The sequence below is a fragment of the Cyanobium usitatum str. Tous genome (assembly GCF_963920485.1).
GTDB classification, from domain to species: domain Bacteria; phylum Cyanobacteriota; class Cyanobacteriia; order PCC-6307; family Cyanobiaceae; genus Cyanobium_A; species Cyanobium_A usitatum_A.
Map to the genome: position 1 here is coordinate 1,308,646 of NZ_OY986431.1, position 19,338 is coordinate 1,327,983.

A 19,338-nucleotide genomic window follows, 5' to 3' on the forward strand; every position below is an offset into this window, starting at 1 on the left:
GCAATTAATACACCTGTACTGTAGGTGAAAAAATGCTTTGTCAAGTGCTCATTGCCTGGCCTGTCCAGGCCGGGACCAGGATGATGGACACGCCTGTCTGCGATTTAGATGAAACTGCCAGAGGGTTGGCGGGTCTGGCTGCTGGTAATTGGGCTGAATGCCCTAGCCGGCTATCTCTGGTTTATCGATCGAGGCGTCGAGCCGCCAGCTGCTGGTGGCAACCTCCTGGACCTGATCCGATCCATAGGCCGCTGAACCCTTGCTTAATGGCGCCGACGCACCCCTAAGCTCTTTCCAGCGGGGCGTGGCGCAGCTTGGTAGCGCGGGTGCTTTGGGAGTCCCGGTTGCAGCAAGCTAAACACCAGTCCTAGCCCTGATTTGACACCCGCGACGCCACCAAAAAAGTGACGGCGAGTGACAGAAGCCAAAGCTGATGGCTTGGACGCCCTACGCCGATTGGATTTTCACCGGAGTGAGCATCACCAGCTTGTTGGTGGTGGTGTGGCTGGTGCTGCGGCCAAGAGCTTGACCTCTGATGGCCTTGCGAGCTAGTACTGAAGTACTTGCCGCAGGGGTGGCGTGAGCAAGCAGGCGTGGATCCAGGACCCCAAGACCGCCAGCACAATGCGGTTCCAATTCGATCCCAAGAGCTGGAGCGCACATCCGATGTACTTTGTCGATTTAGGCCGGCCGCTGCCTGGTGCGCCACCGCTGCTCAAGACCCGCAGTCATATGCGCCGTAACGACGCCAGGCAGCTTTGGCTAAGGCTGAAGGCCGAGGGGTGGAAGCAGGTAGACCCCCAGTGGGGCGCTGGCGTAGATGTCTGAGCAAAGCGAGTGACAGATGCCATGAGCAGCTATCGGATCTGCCGCGACGACGGCATTAGCGACGGCATAGCCGGTCAGGTGTTCGACAGCTATGACGCGGCCTATGCAGTGGTTGAGCGCTACTACGCCGATGTGTGTTGCTCAGACGAGCGTGAGTACTACCGGATCGTGGACGACGGTGAGGAGCCGGGGATGGCATCGAGCGTGGAAAACAATGTGTAAGCGTTAAGGCACCCCAGGCCACCTAACACTGAGGAGTCTGGAGCCCATGTGGCCTTGCCCTGTCATCACTTTCATATACATAGTTACGCAGGGGTATCATCTATAGTGGTAGTGGGCCAAACCCACTAGACCAACTTCAGTGGTAATTTGGCCACAGCCTTACCTGCTTTGGCAACGATTCCCAGTTGGTTCTGCCCGCACACTGTTGCATGCCGTCGCGCACCTGCTTGATAGGCAGGGCAACTAGTCAGAGCTTAGTCTTGCGATTTCGCAGCTAGGCAACCCTATGGGGAGAACAAGTACCTCTTTGGTGACATAGGTCGAGCAGTTCCAGTTCAAGCAGCTACTCGCCTAGGTCACAAGAAAATCGCCTTCGACAAATGTTTGGTTATTGCTCCGACTATCGTCGGCACAGAAGTAGATGTGAGTGCCGATCTGCCTAGGGAGTTTCTGGACAACACCAGGGCTCTAGGCAGACAAACGTATGAGATTAATCTCCCTACTGCGAAGCCAATTTTTCTAGGCAGCTGTCCAGGCCTTCACTAGATTATTAGCGAGCAATCGTGATCATTAACTTCAAGGAAGTGACCAAGTTTCTGCGTGCTACTGGCCAGCATCTTCGGATGCGACCCAGGCTTATTGCCACTGGATTGGGCTTCAGGTGAGCTTGCGATCCAGCAATGGTCGAATTAGGAGAAATAACCCTACTGCCAAACAAGCCAACACCATCAAGCAGCTGCCAGCGGTGATGTCACCGTAGGGGGCCTCCAACACAACGGCAGTGAGAGAGAACTGGCCGGAATATGCAGCGCGAATCGGTTCAATCGCGAAGGTAAGGGGATTCAGGGATGCAAGCCAGCCCAACCAACTCGGCATGAACGACAGGGGTGCCAACGCCGTGCTTGCAAAAAGCAGCGGCAAGTTGGCCACAAAGATCACAGCGATCAACTCAATGTGACCCGGCAGGGCAAAGGCCAAGCCCAGGCTCAAGGCCGTGACCGCAAACACCAACAGCAACAGGGTGATGAGCACCAACAGCATGCCCACCCCCCCGGGCCAGCCGTAGCCCAACAGGGCAGCGGTAGCCATGATCGCCAAGCTCTGGACCAGACTCAAGCTGGTGATGTAAAGCACGGAAGCCAGCACGATCGAACTGCGGGAGCGCAGGGGTGCCACGAGCAGCCTGTTGAGAAAGCCAAATTCCCGATCAAACATCACCGGTAGGCCGGCGTTGAGTGCCGCACTAAAGGCGGTGAAGACAATCACCCCAGCCCCAAGGAACCGCCCGTAGCTGATACCACCTGGCAGCAGGCCTGCGGGAGCCTTGGCAAACAAAGCCCCAAACAATACCAACCAGATCAGCGGTTGCAACACTCCAGCCACCAGGGTGGAGGGGCGGCGCTGCAACTGCAGGAACAGTCGCCTGGTGAGCGCCAGGGTTTCCTGGCTGATCTCGGCCAGGGCGGAGGGCTGCTCTGCAGCTTCCTGCGAGCGATTGGAGATGGTGGGATTGGAGATGGTCATCACATGCTTGCTTTGCGTTCGGCTTTGAGATCGCGGCTACCGGCCACGGCCAGCTCCGAATCCATCAGGGTGCGGCCAGTGGCCTGGAGATACACATCGTCCAGGCTAGGGCGGCTCTGGGCTAAGGCAAACACGGGCAAGTCGGCGGTGGCCAATTGCTGGCGCAGCTGCTCCACCACCTCATCGTGCTCAATCACTAAGTTGAGCGAATAGCCCTGGGCCTGGTTGACCACCACCTGCCGCACCCCTGGGCAGTCTTGGAGCAGGGCTTGCACCGTGGCCGCTTCGTTGGCATCACTGAATTCCCGCACCCGCAAGGTGAGCCGATCACCGCCCAAGGCCGCCTTGAGGGAGGAGGGGGCCCCTTCGGCAATCACGGTGCCCGATTCTATAATCGCCAGGTGATCGGCCAGGGCATCCACCTCTTCGAGATAGTGGGTACTGAGCAGGACCGTGGTGCCGCCATCACGGAGTTGGCGCAACACCTGCCAAATTCTGGCCCGACTCTCAATATCCAGGCCCACGGTGGGCTCGTCCAAGACCAACACCTGGGGACTGTGCAGCAAACCAGCTGCCAAATCGAGCCGGCGGCGCATCCCGCCCGAATAGCTGCCGCAGCGGCGATCGATCCAATCGCCCATGCCCATCAGATCGATCAATTCAGCCATTCGGCGATTGCGTTGGCGCCGTGGCAGGTGATAGAGGTCGCCCTGGAGCTGCAGCAATTCACGCCCCGTGAGGATCTTGTCGATCGCCACGTCCTGGGCCACGTAGCCCAGCAACCGGCGCACCCCCCGGGGATCGGCCAGGGCGTCGAGGCCCGCTACCCGCACCGTGCCGCTGTCGGGTGCGAGCAGGGTACAAAGAATGCGCAGGGCGGTGCTTTTGCCGGCGCCATTGGGGCCAAGCAGGCCATAAAGGCTGCCCGCCGGCACCTGCAAGGAGAGATTATTAAGAGCGGAAATTGAGAGACCCTTGGGCGCATTGTAACGCTTGTTCAGACGATGCAGATCAATCACCAAATACCTATAAAGAAAAACTCCTTATCAAAATTTTACATGAGGGCACCCAAGAAAATCAATGACCGCGCTTGAGGAAATTCTCGAAACCAGACTGGCCAGCGGTCATTGCTGATTTTATTTTCTAGAAATGTCACAAAAAATCATGACCAGATCTGCGAATTTGCGTCCTTAATGCATGGCATGCCACCCATTGCACTGGAGACGCAAAGACGGCCCAAAGCTTGAGGTAGGAGATGGAGATAATCCAGCAAGCTATTGCGCCTTCAAGGACAGAGTTGAATAATTGGCTAGTTGTGTGATGAAACAGTCTTTTGATAAACATGGGGATTCGGGCGTAAGTAAATAGTGATTCAAGACAATCGAGAAGCGGTTTTCGTAGCGACAGGAGCTCAGGTCAGCGACTGAGGGAAATGTGTTGGAATGGTTGGGTTCTCGGGCATAAACTACATAGGCAAGTGCAGCACAAGTTGTAAGCTTTAAGTCAACCATAAATATCCTCCAGACCACCGACTCCCTTGCATTTGCCACGCAATTTACACCTTGCATTGCTGAAATTGCACAAATACTTCGCTATTGGTACTTGAGCTGCGTATTTTGCACGGTGATCTCGCGCCCACTTATTGCGGTGGTCTGGTTTTTCTTGACAGCTCCCACCCCCATTGACTCGGTTTGCCTCGATTCGGCAGAAAGTGATCAGAGCCATGCGGTAGTGAACCTGCGAGCGGCAATAGACTGCAGCTCGTAATTGATGTGGATGAGCTAACAGATCGTTAATTCACTACGCTCACGGTTACAGTAACCTTTAATCCAGAAATCAAGCTTTTTTTGCAGCTACTCGGCCGCTTGAAGCACTGGAGCCTCGTCATTGAGGTCTAGCTCCAACAGCTGAGCTAGCCCATGGTGGCGGGGTGGATGCCAGCGGCTGCCATACCAACAAGAAAACAGGCGACTACCACTGCCACGGCGGCGGGAGCCCAAGCCCCAGCCCCAGTCCGAGCCGATCTGTTTACAGCGCACCGGCACCAGCACCAGCGCCAAGACGTAGCCAACCGAAGCCTGTAGCAGCTGCCGTTGCTGGCCCTGCAACGCTGGTATCAGTGGGTGATGGCGACACCATTCGGGTGACCACCGCCAAGGGGCAGAAGGTGACGATCCGCATGGCTTGCATTGACGCACCAGAGACCGCCCAGGGGGAGAGCGGCACACAAGCAACCCTGGTTTTGAAGCAACTGCTGGGTGCTGGCCCAGTCGAGATCAAGCCGCAGACGGTTGACCGCTATGGCCGCACTGTTGCTGAGGTCTACGCGGGTGGCCGCAACATCAACCTGGAAATGGTGCGATTGGGCATGGCCTACGCCTACCGGGACTACCTGAGCGGCTGCGATGCGAACGCTTACCTAGGCGCTGAGGCACAGGCTGAGCGGGGCCGGCAGGGTGTCTGGCGCTGGGGCAATGAGGCCAAGCCCTGGGACTTCAGGAAGGGGCAGTAGACCACCACGCAACCGCCCCTAGGCAGCACCGTTCAGCTCGCCCCAATGCCGTCAAGGAAGACCCGTCCCTTCTGGCTGAGCAGTGCCAGGTTCCGCCTGCCTTCTCGGGGGTCCTGTTCAACTGCCACCAGACCGAAGCCCGGCTTGCCCTTGCGGTTGATGGCCGAGAGCCGCTGCACAGTCCGGCTGTTCGTCGCTGTGCTGGTGCTCTCCCTGGGAGGCACGCTCCTCCTGGGAATCGACAGCTACCGCTTCCACACCGTGCCCGAACATCGACTGGTGCAGCGGATGACGATCATCGTCGTGCCGATGCTGCAATCGACAGTCGTGATCGCGATCGCCCCGCTGCTTCAGGCGTATCGGATGCTGGCAGGCCGTGGCCGCGCAGGGGCTGGGCGGTCAAGGCGCCGCTGAGCAAACGGCAAAAGGTCAGGCCTTGTTGCCCAGACCCTTGAAGGCGTCGCCGACGGCATCGGCAGCATCCGCCACCTTGTCCTTGAGGCCACCGGCGGCATCGATCACCTTGGCCTGAAGCTGCTTGGCCTCGCCTGCGGCCTTGAGTTGATCATCACCGGTGAGCTCACCGGCCGCAGCCTGCAGCTTGCCCTCGGCATCCTTGGCGGAGGCCTTGATCTTGTCTTCCAGGCTCATGGCGATGAGGTGAAGGAACTGGTGAGAACGTTAGGCCCAGCGAAGTGATGGATCCATGGAAGGAGGGATCAGGCCCGTTTGAGCACCCTGAGCACCACCAGCAGGATCACCGCACCGAGGGTGGCCACCACAATGCTGCCCAGCAGGCCGCCGCCCACTGCCCCACCGAGACCGCTGAAGAGAAGACCACCGAGCAGGGCGCCGATGATGCCCACCACCAGATCCCCGACGAGCCCGAAGCCTCCCCCTTTGACGAGAACCCCGGCAAGCCAGCCGGCAATCACGCCGACGAGGAGGAACCAGAGAACGTTCATGGTGGAACCTGCTCGGGAGAGGAGCGCCATCGGATCGTAACCCTCGTGGTTGCGACCGCCATGGTCTCGTAGAACTTCGTAGTCCTTGCTACCGCCGTCGCCGCTCACAGCGATGGCCTGCCTGTCCCTCAGGCGGTGCTCGATCGCATGGCCGGTCGCAGCATCCGCAACAGCAGCGGCACCAGCAGGAAGCGCAGACCCTTCACCCTGGAGGAGGCTGCAACGCTGATCCGCATCAGCCGCCACCAACAGGGCAGACCCCTCGACCGCTGGGCATTACCGCTGGGGCTGGCATTGGGGTGCAGGCTCGAAGAATTGGCCGGCATTAGGAAAGAAGACATCGCCCTGGTGGATGGCATCCCTGTGGTGAACATTCACCCCAGCGAAGAACGGCGACTGAAGAATGATTCCAGCTGCCGGGTCATACCCATCCCTCAGGCGCTGCAACTGGAATCCTTCCTGGACTGGGTGGAGGGCCAATCAGATGGGTTGCTATTCCCAGAACCCACACCACCAGCGGCAGACCCCAGGCTCAGCCACTACGCCTCAGTCCGATTGGGGAAGTTGATTCGGAAGCAGGCACTCATTACTGACCCCACAGCGGTGTTCCATTCGGCCCGGCATTTCACCGCTCAACAACTCGTCGATGCTGGCTGCGAACAGCGCATGATCGAGCAAGTACTGGGGCATGGGTCAAAGTCCATGACCGCCAGATACAGCAGAGCAGGCATTCCTATCCCTCAGATGCTGACCGCAATGGAACAACGCGATTGGAGCTGGTGGCCAGATCTGCATGCAGGTTGCTGATGGCCCGGCCAACTGGCTGACCATTGCTCCCAACGCCCGCCAGATGGCCTTGAAGGAAGGGATGATCGACCCGCAGTATGTCGAGGAGGGCCCTGACGGCAGCGTTCATGTTGCTTTGGATGAGCCGGTGCTGGAGCAGGAGATCAACGGCTTTACCTACGCCTGGCTGAACGAAGAGTGGGTGGTCCTGATCCCTGACGACGCCATGCCGCTACCGCTCACGCCTGAGCAGGCCGAATTGCTGCGCAGCCTTGAGCCAGGGAGCTGATCAGCAGCACCGCTCAGCTCGCCTCAATGCCGTCGAGGAACACCCGTCCCCTCTGGCTGAGCAGTGCCAGATACCGCCGGCCCTCACGAGGATCACGCTCCACTGCGACCAGACCGAAGCCCGGCTTGCCCTTGCGGTTGATGGCCGAGAGCCGCTGCACAGTCCGGCTGACAGCTGAGTTACTCAGCGCCAGGTGGGAGCACAGCTGCTCATAGGTCTGGGGCCCGCGCTCCATGAGCAGGGCGATGATCTGGGCATCAGCAATGCGGGCATCGCCTCCCTGGGTCTCCAGCAGGCGCAGGGCTGAGCAGAGTTTGCGGAAGTCCATTGGATTGGTCGTTGCTTCCCCCGACTCTGCGGTGCCACCCACCCCTGCAAAACCGTTGCTGTGACAGGGATTTCTGCCAGCGGAACAAACGTCCGCTAACAAGCCAGCAGGGCTCCAGGGCGTGGTCTCAACTCTGCTGCGACTCTGCTGCTGGGTGCCGTCAACTGGCACACGAGTGGGTTGCAGGTGGGGGTCAGGGATCGCTGCCGCCGCCATCCCCGTAGCTGCGCTGCACTTCCCTCCATCGTTCCCAGCCTTCTTCAGTCCAGCAGCGGCGCCATGCCTCCAGTTCAGTGGCGTCATCAAGCGTGGCACCGGGCTCGTAACCAATGCACTCCCTCACTCCGAGGTAGGCGCGCTTCATGTTTTCGGTATTGCAGCTTTGAACGGTGAACAGGGCTCCGACCAAAGCTGCAGCGACTAGCCAGCCCCGTTTCCTATCGGGGTTCATTGATTCCAGCTGGTTTCCAGGTGCTTCCGCTTGGCCTCGCTCATTCGGTATTCCTTGGCCTCTGCCAGCAGGGTCAGCCGCAATTCTGAGTCAATCCCTAGGTTGTTCCTCAGCTGATCCAGCTCTTGCCTGATCTCGTCGATGGACACCCGAAAGAACTCCTTGCGCTCGTTCTCCAAGTTCAGCCGGCGTTGGTTGAAGTGTTTGTGCAGTGCGTTCTCAAGGCTGGGCGCATCGCTGGTGCGAATCATGGCGTGAACATCGAAGGGGAATGGCACGGAGGCATCGCCCAGTTCTTTAACCCGATCCATCGGCTCCAGTCTTCTGGTCATGCCGATCTTGTAGATGTTTTCCCCGAAGCTGCCAACGTTGCTGATGATGTAAACGTGGCCGGTTTTGGTGAGCATCGCCTGGCTGATCGCTCGCTTCTTCTCCTCGATCTCAGCGATGCGCTGCTGTAGCTCCTCGATCTTGGAGTTGAGCTTGGCCTTGTCCTTTTCGCTGGCAATCAAGACCTCCTGCTCGGCCTTCTGAAGCAGCTCCTGGTACTTGGACTCCTCTTTGTCGGCCTGCTGCTGTGCCTTCTCAGCTTCTCTTGCAGCCTTCTCCTCGTCCCTCATCTGCTCACGGACCTTCGCCTGCTCCTCCTTCTCCCGTTGCTTGGCCTCCTCCCATTCGTAGACCAGCTGCAGCTCCTGAACACGCAGGTCCAAGTAGCGAGGGTTTAGCTCGCAGAAATCGTATTTCTGGGTGATTGCGTTGATCGCATCAAACGCAGACCGGATGCGCTTCTCCATGGCTTCGGCGTTCCGGTAGCTGACACGGGCAATGAAGGAGTCACTCTCACCGTTAAAAGCTCGCAGGATCAGCTTGATGGTCTTCTTCTGGGCTGCTCGCCCTTGGGTTGCTGAGCCGTTAAAGGACAGGGATTGGGTAGCAAAAGCGGCGGCTCTCCTGTTGTCACCAGTTCCGTCCTCACGGAGCATGGCTTTCTGCTTCTCCCTGATCCGCTGTAGTTCAGCCTCGTAGCTGGGCAGGTCTTCAAAGTCGTAGCGCGGCTCGTAATAGCCGATCTCAACAAGGAAGGCTGCATCGTTTGCCAGCGCCAGCTCCTCATGGATACGGGTAAGGCCACGCTTGGCAGATTCGATCTCAGCCTCGATGCGACCGTGCTGGACCATCAATTCGCTGAGCCGCTCCTTTGCCCGGTCAACCTCCTGATCGACGTCAACGATGGGCTTGTAGCGCTGCTCTAATAGCTCAAGCTCACGCTGGAGCTTGGCCTGGGCACGTTTCGAGGAACGGAGCTGGCTAATGCTCCAGACGATGGCAGCTATAGCCAGCAGAAGCAGCAGGACCATGGTTGGTGGTGGTGTTGATCTACAAGTAGGCCAGCCCTTGCCTTAGAGATTTCTGGGGCCTGAAATCCTTTACGAGGCTTGGCTCAGTGGAGAGGGGTCAGGCCTCTGGCAGCCAGCCTTTCTGGCGGTGCTGGCGCCACAGCTCCCGGGCGCGCGCCTGGCTGACCAGGCCATTGCGCCCCCAGGCGCCATGTCGCTTGCGGGTGTGCACCTCAACCTCCTCCGGCAGGCCAGGCCATGGCGCCGGCTTCGCGGAAGGAGGTGCCCCAAGCGCGAAGCTCAGACTGGGTAAACGCTTGCGCAGGGGTAGCGAGGGCAAGTGCAGCAAAAGCTGTGGCGAGGAGGGTTTTCATGGGGTGACTCGGTAGGTGGGTGGTAGAGATCAGCCGCGAGCGTTGAACTCAACGATCCTGCCGCTGCCACGGGTATGGGAGCCAAAGGTAAGGACAACTTTTTGCCCATAGCCTCCATAAGCTGTTTCATTGGTCCAACCGACAACAGTGCCGTTCTGGCTGATGTTCAGCCTTGCGTAGATGTCACCACAGGCGCGTTCTTTGCACCAGACCATGGCTCTCCAGGAATAGTCCTGATAGCTTTCTTTGCCAGGGCAATAGCCATCATCACCGCCACACCAACGGACAAAGATTCCAGGCTCTTGCTCCCACCAACCCTCAGCTTTGAAGTCTGCTTCAGCTTTGGCCGCAGCTTGCTTGCGTTCGGCGTCTTGCTTGGCAAGAGCTGCGTCTGCTTTTTTGCGGGCTTCTACAAGGTCAGCTGCAATGCGGGCCTGCTGCTCTTTGGCAAGACGCTCTGTCTCAATGCGCTTTGCCAATGGCTTAGTAAAAGCAGGGTTGGTAACGCGGTCGCTAAAAGCAGTGGGAGCAGGAAGCGCTAGCAGTCTTGTGCAGGCGTGAGTATCGCGAGCGTTGCAGGATTTGATGTCGTCTTCAACCATCTGGGTGCCAAGGCTGGCTCCGATAAAGCCGAAGGCTGATAAGGCAGCCATGGCGGTGAGAGGGAAGAGGAAACGTTTTTTCATGGTGGTGACTCGGTGGTGGGTGGGGGGATCAAAGACCTAAGGCGCTTTTGGCCTCGGTCTGTGTCTTGTGGCAATAAGCGACCATCACATAGTCCGTCCCCCACTTGGCAAGGCAGGCTGTTTTGATTGGGTCAACGGTTTGGACGGTCACAGGTGAAGCGTCTGCAAGGTTGCAGGCTTTAACTGCCCTGTCGTTAATAAGGGCTTGGGTGGAGGCGCTCATGCCTTGCTTTACAGCTTCATTTTTTACAAAGGTCATGGTTTTGCAGGCTCTGGCAAATTCACGATTCCGCACTTGAAGGGTTGCAACTTCGACCAAGGCAGGGATGTCAAAGGCTTGGGCAGGGGTTGCAGCGAGGGTGAGGGCTGCAGCGGCGAAGAAAGGGAAGAGTTTCATGGGGTGACTCGTTAGGTGGGTAGGTGGTGATCAACGACAACCACCGTTCTGGACGTACATCAGACGGGAGACCTGTTGCGCCATTGGATCGGTGGCGTAGCTGGTGCTGATGCCTTTCAGGCGCAAAGTCATTGCAGTGACAAGGCCGGCTTGTGACTCGTTGATGCGGCCTTTCATCACTGCGCATGTCGCGCCATAGAGGGCTCCGCCTGCATAGGCTTGTTCACGACCGCCAGCTTGAGCAGGAGCTGCAATGAGGGTGATTGCTGCGAGTGCGGTGAAGAGTTTCATGGTGGTTGTCGGGTGACTCGGGGGTGCTCCCCCTCCGATGCATTCACCATCGCTCAATGCAATGCACCCCTACATCACCCATCCGGGGGAATGTTGCGTCCCATCAAATGTTGTTTCTCGAAACCAAGAGATCCCCCAGATGGGGGATCAATCTCAATCGGATGTGATGTCTACTGATCGCAGCGATCTAAATATTCGTGAGAATGCGAAGTGACACCTACCAATGGGCGTCGGTGCTCCTGCTGGGTGGCGCTCTGGCATGCGCCGTCTCTTTTCAAGCCATCGGCTCACGGGTGGGGCCTGATGGAATCCTTCGGGAGCCGTTTGGCCTGATCCCAATTGGTTACGGCCTTGCCGCAGGGAGCATCGCCTCCTTGACGCTCTCCCTCATTTGGCGGCCCCGCAAGCCATGAACAGGGATCTGGCCTTACGCCGATTTGAGGTGATCCTGCGATCAGCCATCCCCAGCTCTGAAGAGCTTGAGGTTGTGCAGCTTCTGGCGCCAACGCGGCAGAGCGCCTGGCAGCAGGCCGCTCTCCTATATCCAGGGCTAGTCGCCGGCGTGATTGCCATCGACAACGACTGAGCGCACAATCGATGCGATGGACATCACTCCCCGCATCCCCCAGCTAGCGGATAGCCGCGAGCAGATGTTCAACCTCATGGCAGGCAGCAGCACGGTGGCCTGCTTTGGCAGCAGGGCTTTGCTATCGCTCTTTGTCTGCGCAGCACCTGAGCCCGCTTCGTTGGTGGGTGCGGTAACCACTGAAGCTGAGGCTCTCGGGCTGATTGCACGCCATCAGCCGGGCTACCTGTTCGTGACTGAGCACCTGGAAGCCGGCAGCGGTCTCGGACTGGTGAAGCAAGCCCATGGGCTCTGCCCGGACCTGCGCACGCTGCTGATCCTCCAGAGTGAATCCCCTGCGCTGCTTCGTCAGGCGCTGGAGCTCGGCTGCAATGGCGTGGTGGTGGAGAGCCAGCTGGCCCAGGGCACGATGGTGGATGCCATCCGTGCAGTGGCAGGCGGCGGGATCTACGCCGACAAGCTAGGGGTCGATGCGTTGCGCTCCACCAACCGTGGTGATGGCCCAGATCCCTTAGACGCGTTGTCAGAGCGAGAGCAGGAGGTGCTGCAGCTGGTCACTCGTGGTTACACCAACAAGGAGATGGCGGAGGCCCTGATCGTCTCCGCCGAAACAATCAAAACCCACATCACCAACATCCTTTGCAAGCTCCAGGCCAAGGACCGTACCCACGCGGCTGTGATTGGCGTGCGGCGTGGGTTGGTCAGCGGTGAGTGACTGGGCTTCAGAGGGTTAAAGACCTGGAGGTCTGACTTTGGGAGTCCCGGCTGCAGCAAGCTAGATCCCAGTCATAGCCTTGATTTGACACCCGCGACGCCACCAAAAAAGTGACGGCGAGTGACAGAAGCCAAGGGTTGCCCAAGGTTGTCCGGCTCACCCCTGCCCCCTGAGCCACGCCCTCAGAAGCTTGTGGCGGTCTTGGCCATCGAGTGGCTCAGCCGTCACTATCGACAGCCGCCCCGTCGGGTGCTGGGCGTGGGCTGCGTCCAACGCCATCGCCACCTAGACGCCAAAGCCTGCGCCGTGGGAGAAAAACACCGCAAATTGGAGCATCAGCAGGGCACCGGCTCACCCTGGTGGTCGCCGCGGAGCAGGCTCGCCCGCCGCCGCGTACGCATTCCACGCCCTACGTCATTTAATATGGGTCGCTCTACCCAGCTGCATGACTCCCCACTGGCTGAAGCTGCGCTGGCCGGTCACAGCACTAGCGCTCGGCGGGATGGCACTCGCCGGCTTGGTGCGCCTCAGCAAACATCCAATCCAGGTGAAGCTGGAGCACAGCTTTACGGAGCCGCTGCAACTCAGCGGCAAGATCAAGGGGGAGCTGAACATGCCAAGGGCGGTTCAGATTGAACCCACCCGCAGCCTGGCGGTGAAAGTGGTTGAGACAATTCCGATCAATCTGAGCGTGAGTAACAGAACGCCGGTGGAGGTGCAGGTACGCAATGCCCAGCCGATCCAGGTCAAGGTGGATGAGAGCAAACCGATCCAGGTGGAAAGAATGAATCCCCAGGCACCAGTGAAGGTAAAAGTTGGGTTCTGAGATGTGACGAGGGCCATCACTGTCGACATCCTTCCCTGCGGGTGCTGGGCGCCGACGCCGTCAAAGAACATCGCTTAAGAGTTTGCAGAAAAACTGCCTTGCTGGCCGCGTTTTCCCTCCTGAACGCTGACCTCGCATCTCAGCTGGGCAGTTGGCCCATTTTCGCAGAGACGACGGGGTTTTTCAGCAAACTCTTAAGCTCGAGGCCCCCGAGGCAGGCATTGTGCTGGTGATGCCTTTGTTCGGTGCTTTGCTATACATCGCTGAACGAGCGAATTCTTTATAAAGGAGTGAGTTTCGACAAGATCAACGTGCCCGGCCCGCTGAACCAAGAACCAGAAGTGTGCAATGTGCTGGGGGACTCCATCACCCTGCGCCTCACCACCGAGCAGACCGACGGAAAATACAGCGTGGCCGAATTCGCAACACCCGGTGGGGTGGGCCAGCCCCCTCACACCCACGCCTGGGATGAAACCTATCTTGTGCTGGAAGGGGAGCTCAACCTCAACATCAATTGTGAAACCACCGTTGTGGGAACGGGTGGTTGCTATCAGGTCAAGGCTGGTGTCGTTCACGCTCCCACACCCAATGGCGACTTCTGCCGCTACGTGATGGTTGGTCAGCCTGGCGGTGTCGAATCCGTGTTCAAGAGCCTGAAGGCCAACGAAAAGGATCTTCACGACATGGCCAAGGTGGTCGAGATCGTGACCAAGGAAGGCGTCACCATCGCTGGTTGATTCACCGCTTTCCCATTCATCCCCATCCCGAATCAACCAATGTCATCCCGCTTTTTTCATGTTCAGCACGAATTCCGTGCCGGAACCTCACAGAAATGGTTTGAGACCGTTCAAAAGGCCCTGGCCCCTGGTGGTGGCTGGGACGAAGCCGTAACCCGCAATCTTGAAGCTGGCTACTACAACCATTGTTTCAACCCCACTGGTCTTGAAGGACCTGCCTTCTGCATCTGGGAAGTGCGTGATGGCATCAGCGACGTTGAATTCCAGGCCTTCATCGATGGCCCCAACGGTCCCGATATGGGGACCGGCGCTTTGCTGAACATTTGCCGTGAGATCAACCTTGAACTGGCCGGGAACACCCCTTATCCCCGCAAGTTCGCCTGACGATTCGCTTAAGAGTTTGCAGAAAAACTGCCTTGCTGGCCGCGTTTTCCCTCCTGAACGCTGACCTCGCATCTCAGCTGGGCAGTTGGCCCATTTTCGCAGAGACGACGGGGTTTTTCAGCAAACTCTTAATGGTGCATGGCGGTAAGAGCTGGCACCGTGATGCTGCCTCTCGGCCCGTAGCTAACCCTTGGGGTTGTAGAACTCCAAGCCCTCGATGCCCTTGGCGTCATTTTCGGTCATGCGTGCACGCAATTCCAGCGTGGTGCGGTCCGGGTCGCGCACAAACACCGAGACATGCCCGTCGCCGAACGTCACCGGCCCCTGCGTAATGGTGATGTTGTTTTCCCGCAGTGTGGCAATGGTCTCCCGAATGTCTTTGACGCGCAGCGCCACGTGTGTCAGGCCAGGATGTTTTTCAGGCACGTCCATCAGCACGTTCTTCCCGCCGGTGGTGTCGACACCGTTGATGATCAGGTTGAGCTCGACTCCAGCAGGGTTCTTGAGGATGGTCACAGGCTCAAAATCGGACTCGACCTCGACCTTGAAGCCAAGCAGTGCGTAAAAGCGCAGCGCACACGCCTTATCGGTAATGCGTATGCCGATATGGTCGACCTGTTCGATGCTGATCATGGTTTGGCCGCGATGCTGCTCATTCAACCTTGATTTCGCCCACTCCGCGACTACAGCGAGACGCCCCGGCGGGTGCTGTTTGTGCTGGGTTCCGGGAAGAGCCCAGCGGTGGAGGTGTTTGAGGCTGCAGCGCAGCAGCGCTCCACCAGCATCGATCCCCAGCACCTGGTGGAGATGGCCGCCGGCAGGCGCCGCTCGCTGACGCTCTGCACCCCGATGCAGATGGTGCCTGAGATCGTGCGCTCGCTTGCCCACAGCAATGTGGCCGTGTACCAGGTGCAGCTGCTGGAGGAGTGAGCCCAGACTCACTCCATCGTGCGCACGGGGGTGGTGCACCAGCGGCTGCGGCCGATGCCGGCAGCACTCTGGAAGCGATCGTCGCGGAAGGCCGCTCGGCCGGTTCTGGGCTCAATGCGGGCCACCCGCCAGAGCTCCTGCTCGCAGTTGATCGTGACGGTGATGCGGGTGCCGTCGGTGGCGTTGATCCGCACGAAGCGCACACCGTCGTAGAGGCCCAGGGGCTGGCCGCCCGCTGCCTGAAGCAGCACCGCCAGGTTGCTGCCTGCCGGGGCTGCCAATGCGGCAGCCGGGTGGCTGACAAGGCAGCCGGCGATGGCCGTGAGCACCAGTGGGAGCCGGGAGAACAGGCTGGTCATGGGGAAGAGGCGCGGCGACTCTGAAAACCAGCTCCCAGCATGACAATCTGTCTGGTGGCAAATCCGTCTGGAGAAAAGGCCCACGATGCGCACCTGTCTCCACCTGCTGCTGGCTGCCTCCCTGGTGCCGCTGCTGCTGCCGCTGCCGGCACAAGCAGCGGAGGTCTGCACCCCTTCAGAAAGCACCGTGGCCGAAACCCGCTGCGTGATGGAAGCCCTCCAAGCCAAGGATCGGGAGCTGGAGAAGGCCTTGGTGCGGGTGGCCAGCGAGGCCAGGCAAGTGCCGAGCGAAACCTTCCAGACGCTCTGGCGCGCCAACCTCACCGGCTTCTACAAAACGAGTGCCGACCCAAACGAGCAGGCGCGTGCTTTCCGAGCCGAACGCCGCAAGGTGTGCGCCTACGCCAAGTCGGTGAGCTTCCAGGGGACGGGCTACGGCATCTTCACGACGCGCTGTGAGCTGGCGCTCACCCAGACCCTGCTGGAGCAGCTGCGGCCATGAAACGCCCGCTCATCCGGCTATCGCTGTTGCTGCTCACCGGCGCGGTGGCCTGCGCCGTGGCCTACCGACTGATCGGGGCGCGGGTAGAGGCCGATGGCACGCTCAGGGAGGCTTTCGCCCTGATTCCAATCGGCTATCTCCTGGGCGGAGCCGGTATTGGGACCGGAATCGCCGGCCTGTTGTGGAGGAAGCCAGCCAAGCGCCGGTAAGGATCAGTACCGAGCCACTTCCGAACGCTATATGGGCGGATCCTAGTTAAAAAATAGCCAGGCCCCTGTTGGTCTGCATAAGAACCCGAAGTCATTACCACTTTGACCCTAAACCCACTGCGTGGCAATCACTCTCGGGCAGATGGACCCTCAGGCCTGGTTCATATGCGGACCCTCATAAGAAACCGTGCCCCTCGCTCTGGCCGACTCGCTTGCCCAAATGATCTGTCTGGAGCCATGCAGATCCTGCATGGACCTTCCCGCCGCTTATTGATCCCTCTGGCAATGGCTCTGACTCCACCAGCAGCCAGTGCCCACAACCCGCCGCCGCCGCTCAGCCTCCTCCAACAGCCCCACTTCCCCACCTGCGCTGCAAGCTGCCCAACCCCCCTGGTTGGAACACCCCACCCTCTCCGGCCTGAGGGATCGCCTGCAGCTGGTCTACGACTGCTGGACCCTGCTGGAGCTCCCCGACGGCACCAGCCTGTCCGCGTCTGGAATCCCGGCTGGAGGTGCGCTCATCACAGGCGGTCTCTGCGTGAGATGGAAGCGGGAATCCGACTGCCATACAGGCTTCAGCGGGAATAATATTCGGTGCAAGTCATTCAACATTTCGAGCGGCTACTTGTTTGTTGTCTATCTTTGCGGCGTAGAGCTTGCACCACTAACGGAGCGGTTTCGGCGTCCTCGTCTGGTGCATCGTTTCGATCACCTCCGCTGCCAACGGCTGGCTTTCCTCAGCTGGAATCAGCACTTCCAGATAGGCGGCGCCATCATAGACGTTGATCGCCGCCAGGGCCTGCTCCAGCTCCGCCACCGTTGAGGCCCGGCCGCACCACCAGCCTCTGCAGCCCAGCGCAGCGGGGATCTCGGCATAACGCCAGGGGGGCAGATTGTTGTAGGCATGCCCCGTTTCGCTGATCAGGGCCTCCACCCCGTAGAGGCCGTTGTTGAGAACAATCACCACCGGCCGCACCTCCGTGAAGCCCATCACCCCGATCTCCTGCACCGTGAGCTGATGGGCGCCATCGCCGCTTACCAGCACCACCCGGCGATCAGGATCCGCCAGCGCGCATCCCAGCGCGGCAGGCGTGCCCCAGCCGATCGAACTCCAGAGGGTCTGGCTCTCCATCGCCACACCGGCCGGCAGCCGCATCGCATTGAGCTGCAGCAGACAGGTGCCGGTATCGGACACCAGCAGATCCGTGGGCCGCAGAAACCGCTGCAGGCGTGGATAGAAGCTCGCTGAACCGGTGGGCTGATCACCGGCACCGCTGAGGGGAAGCAGAGGCTGGGGCTGCACCGGGCGCCGATCCCCCCAGGATGAAGTCCGCTGCGACCCGGCCTGGAACCGCCTGGTCAGCCCGACGAGCACATCGCTGATGCTCACGCTGGTGAATACCTGATCGCCTGCCTGCACCCAGTCGGCTGACAACGCCACCGTGCGGCTGGCATCAAGACGTCCGCTCCACAGGCCGGTGTTGAGGTCCTCCATCACCAGCCCGCCCACATCGAGCAGCAGGTCGGCACCTTCCACCACGGCTTGCAGAGCTGCCGGAGTGGAGCGTGCGCCGTTGTACATCCCCAGGAAGGCGGGATGGTCTTCAGCGATCACAGCCTTGTCCATCGGCGTGGTGGCATAGGCCAACCCTGAGGCCTTAAGAAACGCCTCAAACGCCTCCACCAGCCCGTAGCGCCGCAGGGTGATCGTGGGCAGCACCACCGGCCGCTCTGCCGCTGCAATCCGCCCCATCAACAGATCGAGCACAGCATCCAGTTCCACCGCCACGCTGTCGTGCTGATTGATGGTGCCGATCGGAGCCCCCTGGATCGGTGTGCCGGTGATCGGCATCAGGGCCAGATCCATGGGGAAGGTGAGATAGGCCGGCCTGGATTCCTCCAGCGCCTTGTCAATCACCCGCTCCAGTTCGATCACGGCGTTCTCCGGCGTAAGCCGGGCGCTCACGCAGCTGGCAGCAGCGGAAATCGCCTCGAAACGGTCGTAGACACGGTCGCCCAGCGTGTGATGACAGATCAGCCCCTGGCGCACGATGCGCAGGCTGGGGGTACCCACCAGATGGAACACCGGCAGGCGCTCGGCCATGGCGCCCATCAGACCGTTAAGGGCACTGAGTTCGCCCACGCCATAGGTGGTGCATACGATCCCGGCCCCACGCCGACGGGCATAGCCATCCGCCGCATAGGCCGCATTCAACTCATTGGCCGATGGCACCCACTGCAGGCGTGGGTGCACTTCCACCGCATCATTGAGGGGGAAGGCGTAATCACCCGGCACGCCGAACACATGGCCGATGCCGAGATCGGCGAGGCGATCCAATGCGTAGGTCACCACAGAAGGAGACATCAGGCCGGCACGCTCACCACCTTTTGATTGTGGCAGTGGCGCCCTTGAGTGCTTGTGGGAATCCAGCGGGAGTACCTGTGACGCCATGAGCCACCTGAGCACCGGTCCCATCGGCAACGAGCTGCCACTCAGGCCACCTCCGTCGCTCAGCCCTGCTGCCGGGTCATGTCATCTGTCCAGCCTTGGCAGCGGCTGGTGAGGTGCTCGCCGTGGGCGATCAACCCCTGGTGCAGCTGGCAGGTGAGCACCGGGATGCAGTTCACCCCGGCGTGGTGCCTAAACCAGTGGCAGGTCGTGCAGACCATGCGGCTGCGGCTGGAGCGGAGCACCGCATGATCCAACCAAGGCCAGTCCTCGATCTCCCCCTTGCGAGAGGGCCCTAGGCGGGAGAGGGGGCCGCCGCGATGGTGACTCCAGCATTCGTACGCCTGCACTAAGGGATGGGCTGCTGGGCGGCAGGGTGATTTGCTTTAGCTGCCGCTGGTGTCGCTAAGCACTGCATTGAAAAAGGCTGCAGTCGCAGCATTTGCTCTAGCTAAGTCAGCCCATAATTTTGCCGGCTAATTGTGACTTACTTGCAATATGGGTCCTTCTTGAGTGATTGTTGTGAGAGATAATTCGGGCCGCACCGGTGGACCAGGTACAGGGCTGATGTTTTAGGACAACCACCAAAATCGGCTAATGTGGCTATAGCGACCCCTGCCAGCCACCCCTGTGCCAGGAGCGCCCCTG

General features: G+C 59.8%; 31 protein-coding genes. 16 read left to right on the forward strand and 15 right to left on the reverse strand.

Going from position 1 to position 19,338, the window contains the following annotated elements; genetic code table 11:
- The first annotated feature begins 108 nt into the window (after window positions 1-108).
- From U9970_RS07115 to U9970_RS07125, 3 genes are all read left to right on the forward strand, one after another.
- Window positions 109-255 carry a hypothetical protein gene (locus U9970_RS07115; protein WP_322765936.1) on the forward strand — a complete coding sequence of 49 codons (147 nt, stop codon included), beginning with the start codon at window positions 109-111 and terminating at the stop codon, window positions 253-255.
- Between the two features lie 324 nt (window positions 256-579).
- Window positions 580-828: a DUF1651 domain-containing protein gene (locus U9970_RS07120; RefSeq protein ID WP_322765937.1), complete on the forward strand. Its 249-nt coding sequence runs from the start codon at window positions 580-582 to the stop codon at window positions 826-828.
- 21 nt (window positions 829-849) lie between these two features.
- Window positions 850-1,050, forward strand: coding sequence for a hypothetical protein (locus U9970_RS07125; protein WP_322765938.1), 201 nt, complete (start codon window positions 850-852; stop codon window positions 1,048-1,050).
- Window positions 1,051-1,707: 657 nt separating this feature from the next.
- Here the strand turns inward: U9970_RS07125 and U9970_RS07130 are convergent.
- Window positions 1,708-2,574: an ABC transporter permease gene (locus U9970_RS07130; protein WP_322765939.1), complete on the reverse strand. Its 867-nt coding sequence runs from the start codon at window positions 2,572-2,574 to the stop codon at window positions 1,708-1,710.
- Window positions 2,574-3,593: an ABC transporter ATP-binding protein gene (locus U9970_RS07135; protein WP_407653093.1), complete on the reverse strand. Its 1,020-nt coding sequence runs from the start codon at window positions 3,591-3,593 to the stop codon at window positions 2,574-2,576. The genes U9970_RS07130 and U9970_RS07135 overlap by 1 nt, the downstream gene beginning before the upstream one ends.
- Before the next feature lie 1,124 nt (window positions 3,594-4,717).
- Between U9970_RS07135 and U9970_RS07140 the strand changes: the two genes are divergently transcribed.
- Window positions 4,718-5,086 (forward strand): thermonuclease family protein, encoded by a 369-nt coding sequence (locus U9970_RS07140; RefSeq protein ID WP_322766064.1) that lies wholly within the window; start codon window positions 4,718-4,720, stop codon window positions 5,084-5,086.
- Between the two features lie 144 nt (window positions 5,087-5,230).
- Entirely contained in the window at window positions 5,231-5,500 is a 270-nt protein-coding gene (locus U9970_RS07145) for a hypothetical protein (RefSeq protein WP_322765941.1), read from the forward strand.
- 15 nt (window positions 5,501-5,515) lie between these two features.
- Here U9970_RS07145 and U9970_RS07150 read toward each other — a convergent pair whose 3' ends face one another.
- Window positions 5,516-5,737 (reverse strand): CsbD family protein, encoded by a 222-nt coding sequence (locus U9970_RS07150; protein ID WP_322765942.1) that lies wholly within the window; start codon window positions 5,735-5,737, stop codon window positions 5,516-5,518.
- A 68-nt stretch (window positions 5,738-5,805) separates the two neighbouring features.
- Entirely contained in the window at window positions 5,806-6,051 is a 246-nt protein-coding gene (locus U9970_RS07155) for a GlsB/YeaQ/YmgE family stress response membrane protein (protein ID WP_197162514.1), read from the reverse strand.
- Window positions 6,052-6,198: 147 nt separating this feature from the next.
- On the opposite strand from U9970_RS07155, the gene U9970_RS07160 reads away from it, so the two are divergent.
- Both U9970_RS07160 and U9970_RS07165 read left to right on the forward strand, forming a co-directional pair.
- A complete protein-coding gene (locus tag U9970_RS07160; RefSeq protein WP_322765943.1) occupies window positions 6,199-6,858 on the forward strand; it encodes a tyrosine-type recombinase/integrase in 660 nt (219 codons plus the stop codon).
- Window positions 6,845-7,126: a hypothetical protein gene (locus U9970_RS07165; protein ID WP_322765944.1), complete on the forward strand. Its 282-nt coding sequence runs from the start codon at window positions 6,845-6,847 to the stop codon at window positions 7,124-7,126. Before U9970_RS07160 ends, U9970_RS07165 begins: the two co-directional genes overlap by 14 nt.
- A gap of 13 nt (window positions 7,127-7,139) precedes the next feature.
- Here the strand turns inward: U9970_RS07165 and U9970_RS07170 are convergent, their stop codons facing one another.
- From U9970_RS07170 to U9970_RS07200, 7 genes are all read right to left on the reverse strand, one after another.
- Entirely contained in the window at window positions 7,140-7,454 is a 315-nt protein-coding gene (locus U9970_RS07170) for an HTH domain-containing protein (protein ID WP_322765945.1), read from the reverse strand.
- A 193-nt stretch (window positions 7,455-7,647) separates the two neighbouring features.
- Window positions 7,648-7,905 (reverse strand): hypothetical protein, encoded by a 258-nt coding sequence (locus U9970_RS07175; protein WP_322765946.1) that lies wholly within the window; start codon window positions 7,903-7,905, stop codon window positions 7,648-7,650.
- Window positions 7,902-9,266: a DUF4041 domain-containing protein gene (locus U9970_RS07180; protein ID WP_322765947.1), complete on the reverse strand. Its 1,365-nt coding sequence runs from the start codon at window positions 9,264-9,266 to the stop codon at window positions 7,902-7,904. The genes U9970_RS07175 and U9970_RS07180 overlap by 4 nt, the downstream gene beginning before the upstream one ends.
- Before the next feature lie 97 nt (window positions 9,267-9,363).
- Window positions 9,364-9,585 carry a hypothetical protein gene (locus U9970_RS07185; RefSeq protein WP_322765948.1) on the reverse strand — a complete coding sequence of 74 codons (222 nt, stop codon included), beginning with the start codon at window positions 9,583-9,585 and terminating at the stop codon, window positions 9,364-9,366.
- Between the two features lie 63 nt (window positions 9,586-9,648).
- Window positions 9,649-10,305, reverse strand: a complete 657-nt coding sequence (locus tag U9970_RS07190) for an SPFH domain-containing protein (protein WP_322765949.1) — start codon at window positions 10,303-10,305, stop codon at window positions 9,649-9,651.
- Between the two features lie 28 nt (window positions 10,306-10,333).
- Window positions 10,334-10,702, reverse strand: coding sequence for a hypothetical protein (locus tag U9970_RS07195; protein WP_322765950.1), 369 nt, complete (start codon window positions 10,700-10,702; stop codon window positions 10,334-10,336).
- A 30-nt stretch (window positions 10,703-10,732) separates the two neighbouring features.
- Complete coding sequence (locus tag U9970_RS07200; RefSeq protein WP_322765951.1) at window positions 10,733-10,993, reverse strand: hypothetical protein; 261 nt, start codon at window positions 10,991-10,993, stop codon at window positions 10,733-10,735.
- A gap of 203 nt (window positions 10,994-11,196) precedes the next feature.
- Here U9970_RS07200 and U9970_RS14275 point away from each other — a divergent pair, with 203 nt between their 5' ends.
- The 6 genes from U9970_RS14275 (at window position 11,197) to U9970_RS07225 (ending at window position 14,241) form a co-directional block, all read left to right on the forward strand.
- Window positions 11,197-11,406 carry a DUF3955 domain-containing protein gene (locus U9970_RS14275; protein WP_407653094.1) on the forward strand — a complete coding sequence of 70 codons (210 nt, stop codon included), beginning with the start codon at window positions 11,197-11,199 and terminating at the stop codon, window positions 11,404-11,406.
- The gene (locus U9970_RS07205; protein ID WP_322765952.1) at window positions 11,385-11,579 is read left to right on the forward strand and encodes a hypothetical protein; all 195 of its coding nucleotides are present in this window, start codon (window positions 11,385-11,387) and stop codon (window positions 11,577-11,579) included. The genes U9970_RS14275 and U9970_RS07205 overlap by 22 nt, the downstream gene beginning before the upstream one ends.
- Window positions 11,580-11,595: 16 nt before the next feature.
- Window positions 11,596-12,294, forward strand: coding sequence for a response regulator transcription factor (locus U9970_RS07210; protein WP_322765953.1), 699 nt, complete (start codon window positions 11,596-11,598; stop codon window positions 12,292-12,294).
- Window positions 12,295-12,739: 445 nt separating this feature from the next.
- Complete coding sequence (locus U9970_RS07215) at window positions 12,740-13,120, forward strand: hypothetical protein (RefSeq protein WP_322765954.1); 381 nt, start codon at window positions 12,740-12,742, stop codon at window positions 13,118-13,120.
- A gap of 290 nt (window positions 13,121-13,410) precedes the next feature.
- Window positions 13,411-13,857: a cupin domain-containing protein gene (locus U9970_RS07220; RefSeq protein ID WP_322765955.1), complete on the forward strand. Its 447-nt coding sequence runs from the start codon at window positions 13,411-13,413 to the stop codon at window positions 13,855-13,857.
- Between the two features lie 39 nt (window positions 13,858-13,896).
- A complete protein-coding gene (locus U9970_RS07225; RefSeq protein ID WP_131594551.1) occupies window positions 13,897-14,241 on the forward strand; it encodes a hypothetical protein in 345 nt (114 codons plus the stop codon).
- Between the two features lie 183 nt (window positions 14,242-14,424).
- On the opposite strand, the gene U9970_RS07230 is transcribed toward U9970_RS07225, so the two are convergent.
- Entirely contained in the window at window positions 14,425-14,874 is a 450-nt protein-coding gene (locus U9970_RS07230) for a VOC family protein (protein ID WP_322765956.1), read from the reverse strand.
- Between the two features lie 81 nt (window positions 14,875-14,955).
- Between U9970_RS07230 and U9970_RS07235 the strand changes: the two genes are divergently transcribed.
- On the forward strand, window positions 14,956-15,171 hold the full coding sequence (locus U9970_RS07235; RefSeq protein ID WP_322765957.1) for a hypothetical protein: 216 nt from the start codon (window positions 14,956-14,958) through the stop codon (window positions 15,169-15,171).
- 8 nt (window positions 15,172-15,179) lie between these two features.
- Here the strand turns inward: U9970_RS07235 and U9970_RS07240 are convergent, their stop codons facing one another.
- Entirely contained in the window at window positions 15,180-15,530 is a 351-nt protein-coding gene (locus tag U9970_RS07240) for a hypothetical protein (RefSeq protein ID WP_322765958.1), read from the reverse strand.
- Window positions 15,531-15,615: 85 nt separating this feature from the next.
- On the opposite strand from U9970_RS07240, the gene U9970_RS07245 reads away from it, so the two are divergent.
- Together U9970_RS07245 and U9970_RS07250 are read left to right on the forward strand one after the other, a co-directional pair.
- Window positions 15,616-16,032 carry a lysozyme inhibitor LprI family protein gene (locus U9970_RS07245; protein ID WP_322765959.1) on the forward strand — a complete coding sequence of 139 codons (417 nt, stop codon included), beginning with the start codon at window positions 15,616-15,618 and terminating at the stop codon, window positions 16,030-16,032.
- A complete protein-coding gene (locus tag U9970_RS07250; RefSeq protein ID WP_322765960.1) occupies window positions 16,029-16,241 on the forward strand; it encodes a DUF3955 domain-containing protein in 213 nt (70 codons plus the stop codon). Before U9970_RS07245 ends, U9970_RS07250 begins: the two co-directional genes overlap by 4 nt.
- A gap of 664 nt (window positions 16,242-16,905) precedes the next feature.
- Here the strand turns inward: U9970_RS07250 and U9970_RS07255 are convergent.
- Window positions 16,906-18,606 (reverse strand): alpha-keto acid decarboxylase family protein, encoded by a 1,701-nt coding sequence (locus U9970_RS07255; protein WP_322765961.1) that lies wholly within the window; start codon window positions 18,604-18,606, stop codon window positions 16,906-16,908.
- A gap of 146 nt (window positions 18,607-18,752) precedes the next feature.
- On the reverse strand, window positions 18,753-19,040 hold the full coding sequence (locus tag U9970_RS07260; RefSeq protein WP_322765962.1) for a galactose oxidase: 288 nt from the start codon (window positions 19,038-19,040) through the stop codon (window positions 18,753-18,755).
- Window positions 19,041-19,338: the final 298 nt, after the last annotated feature.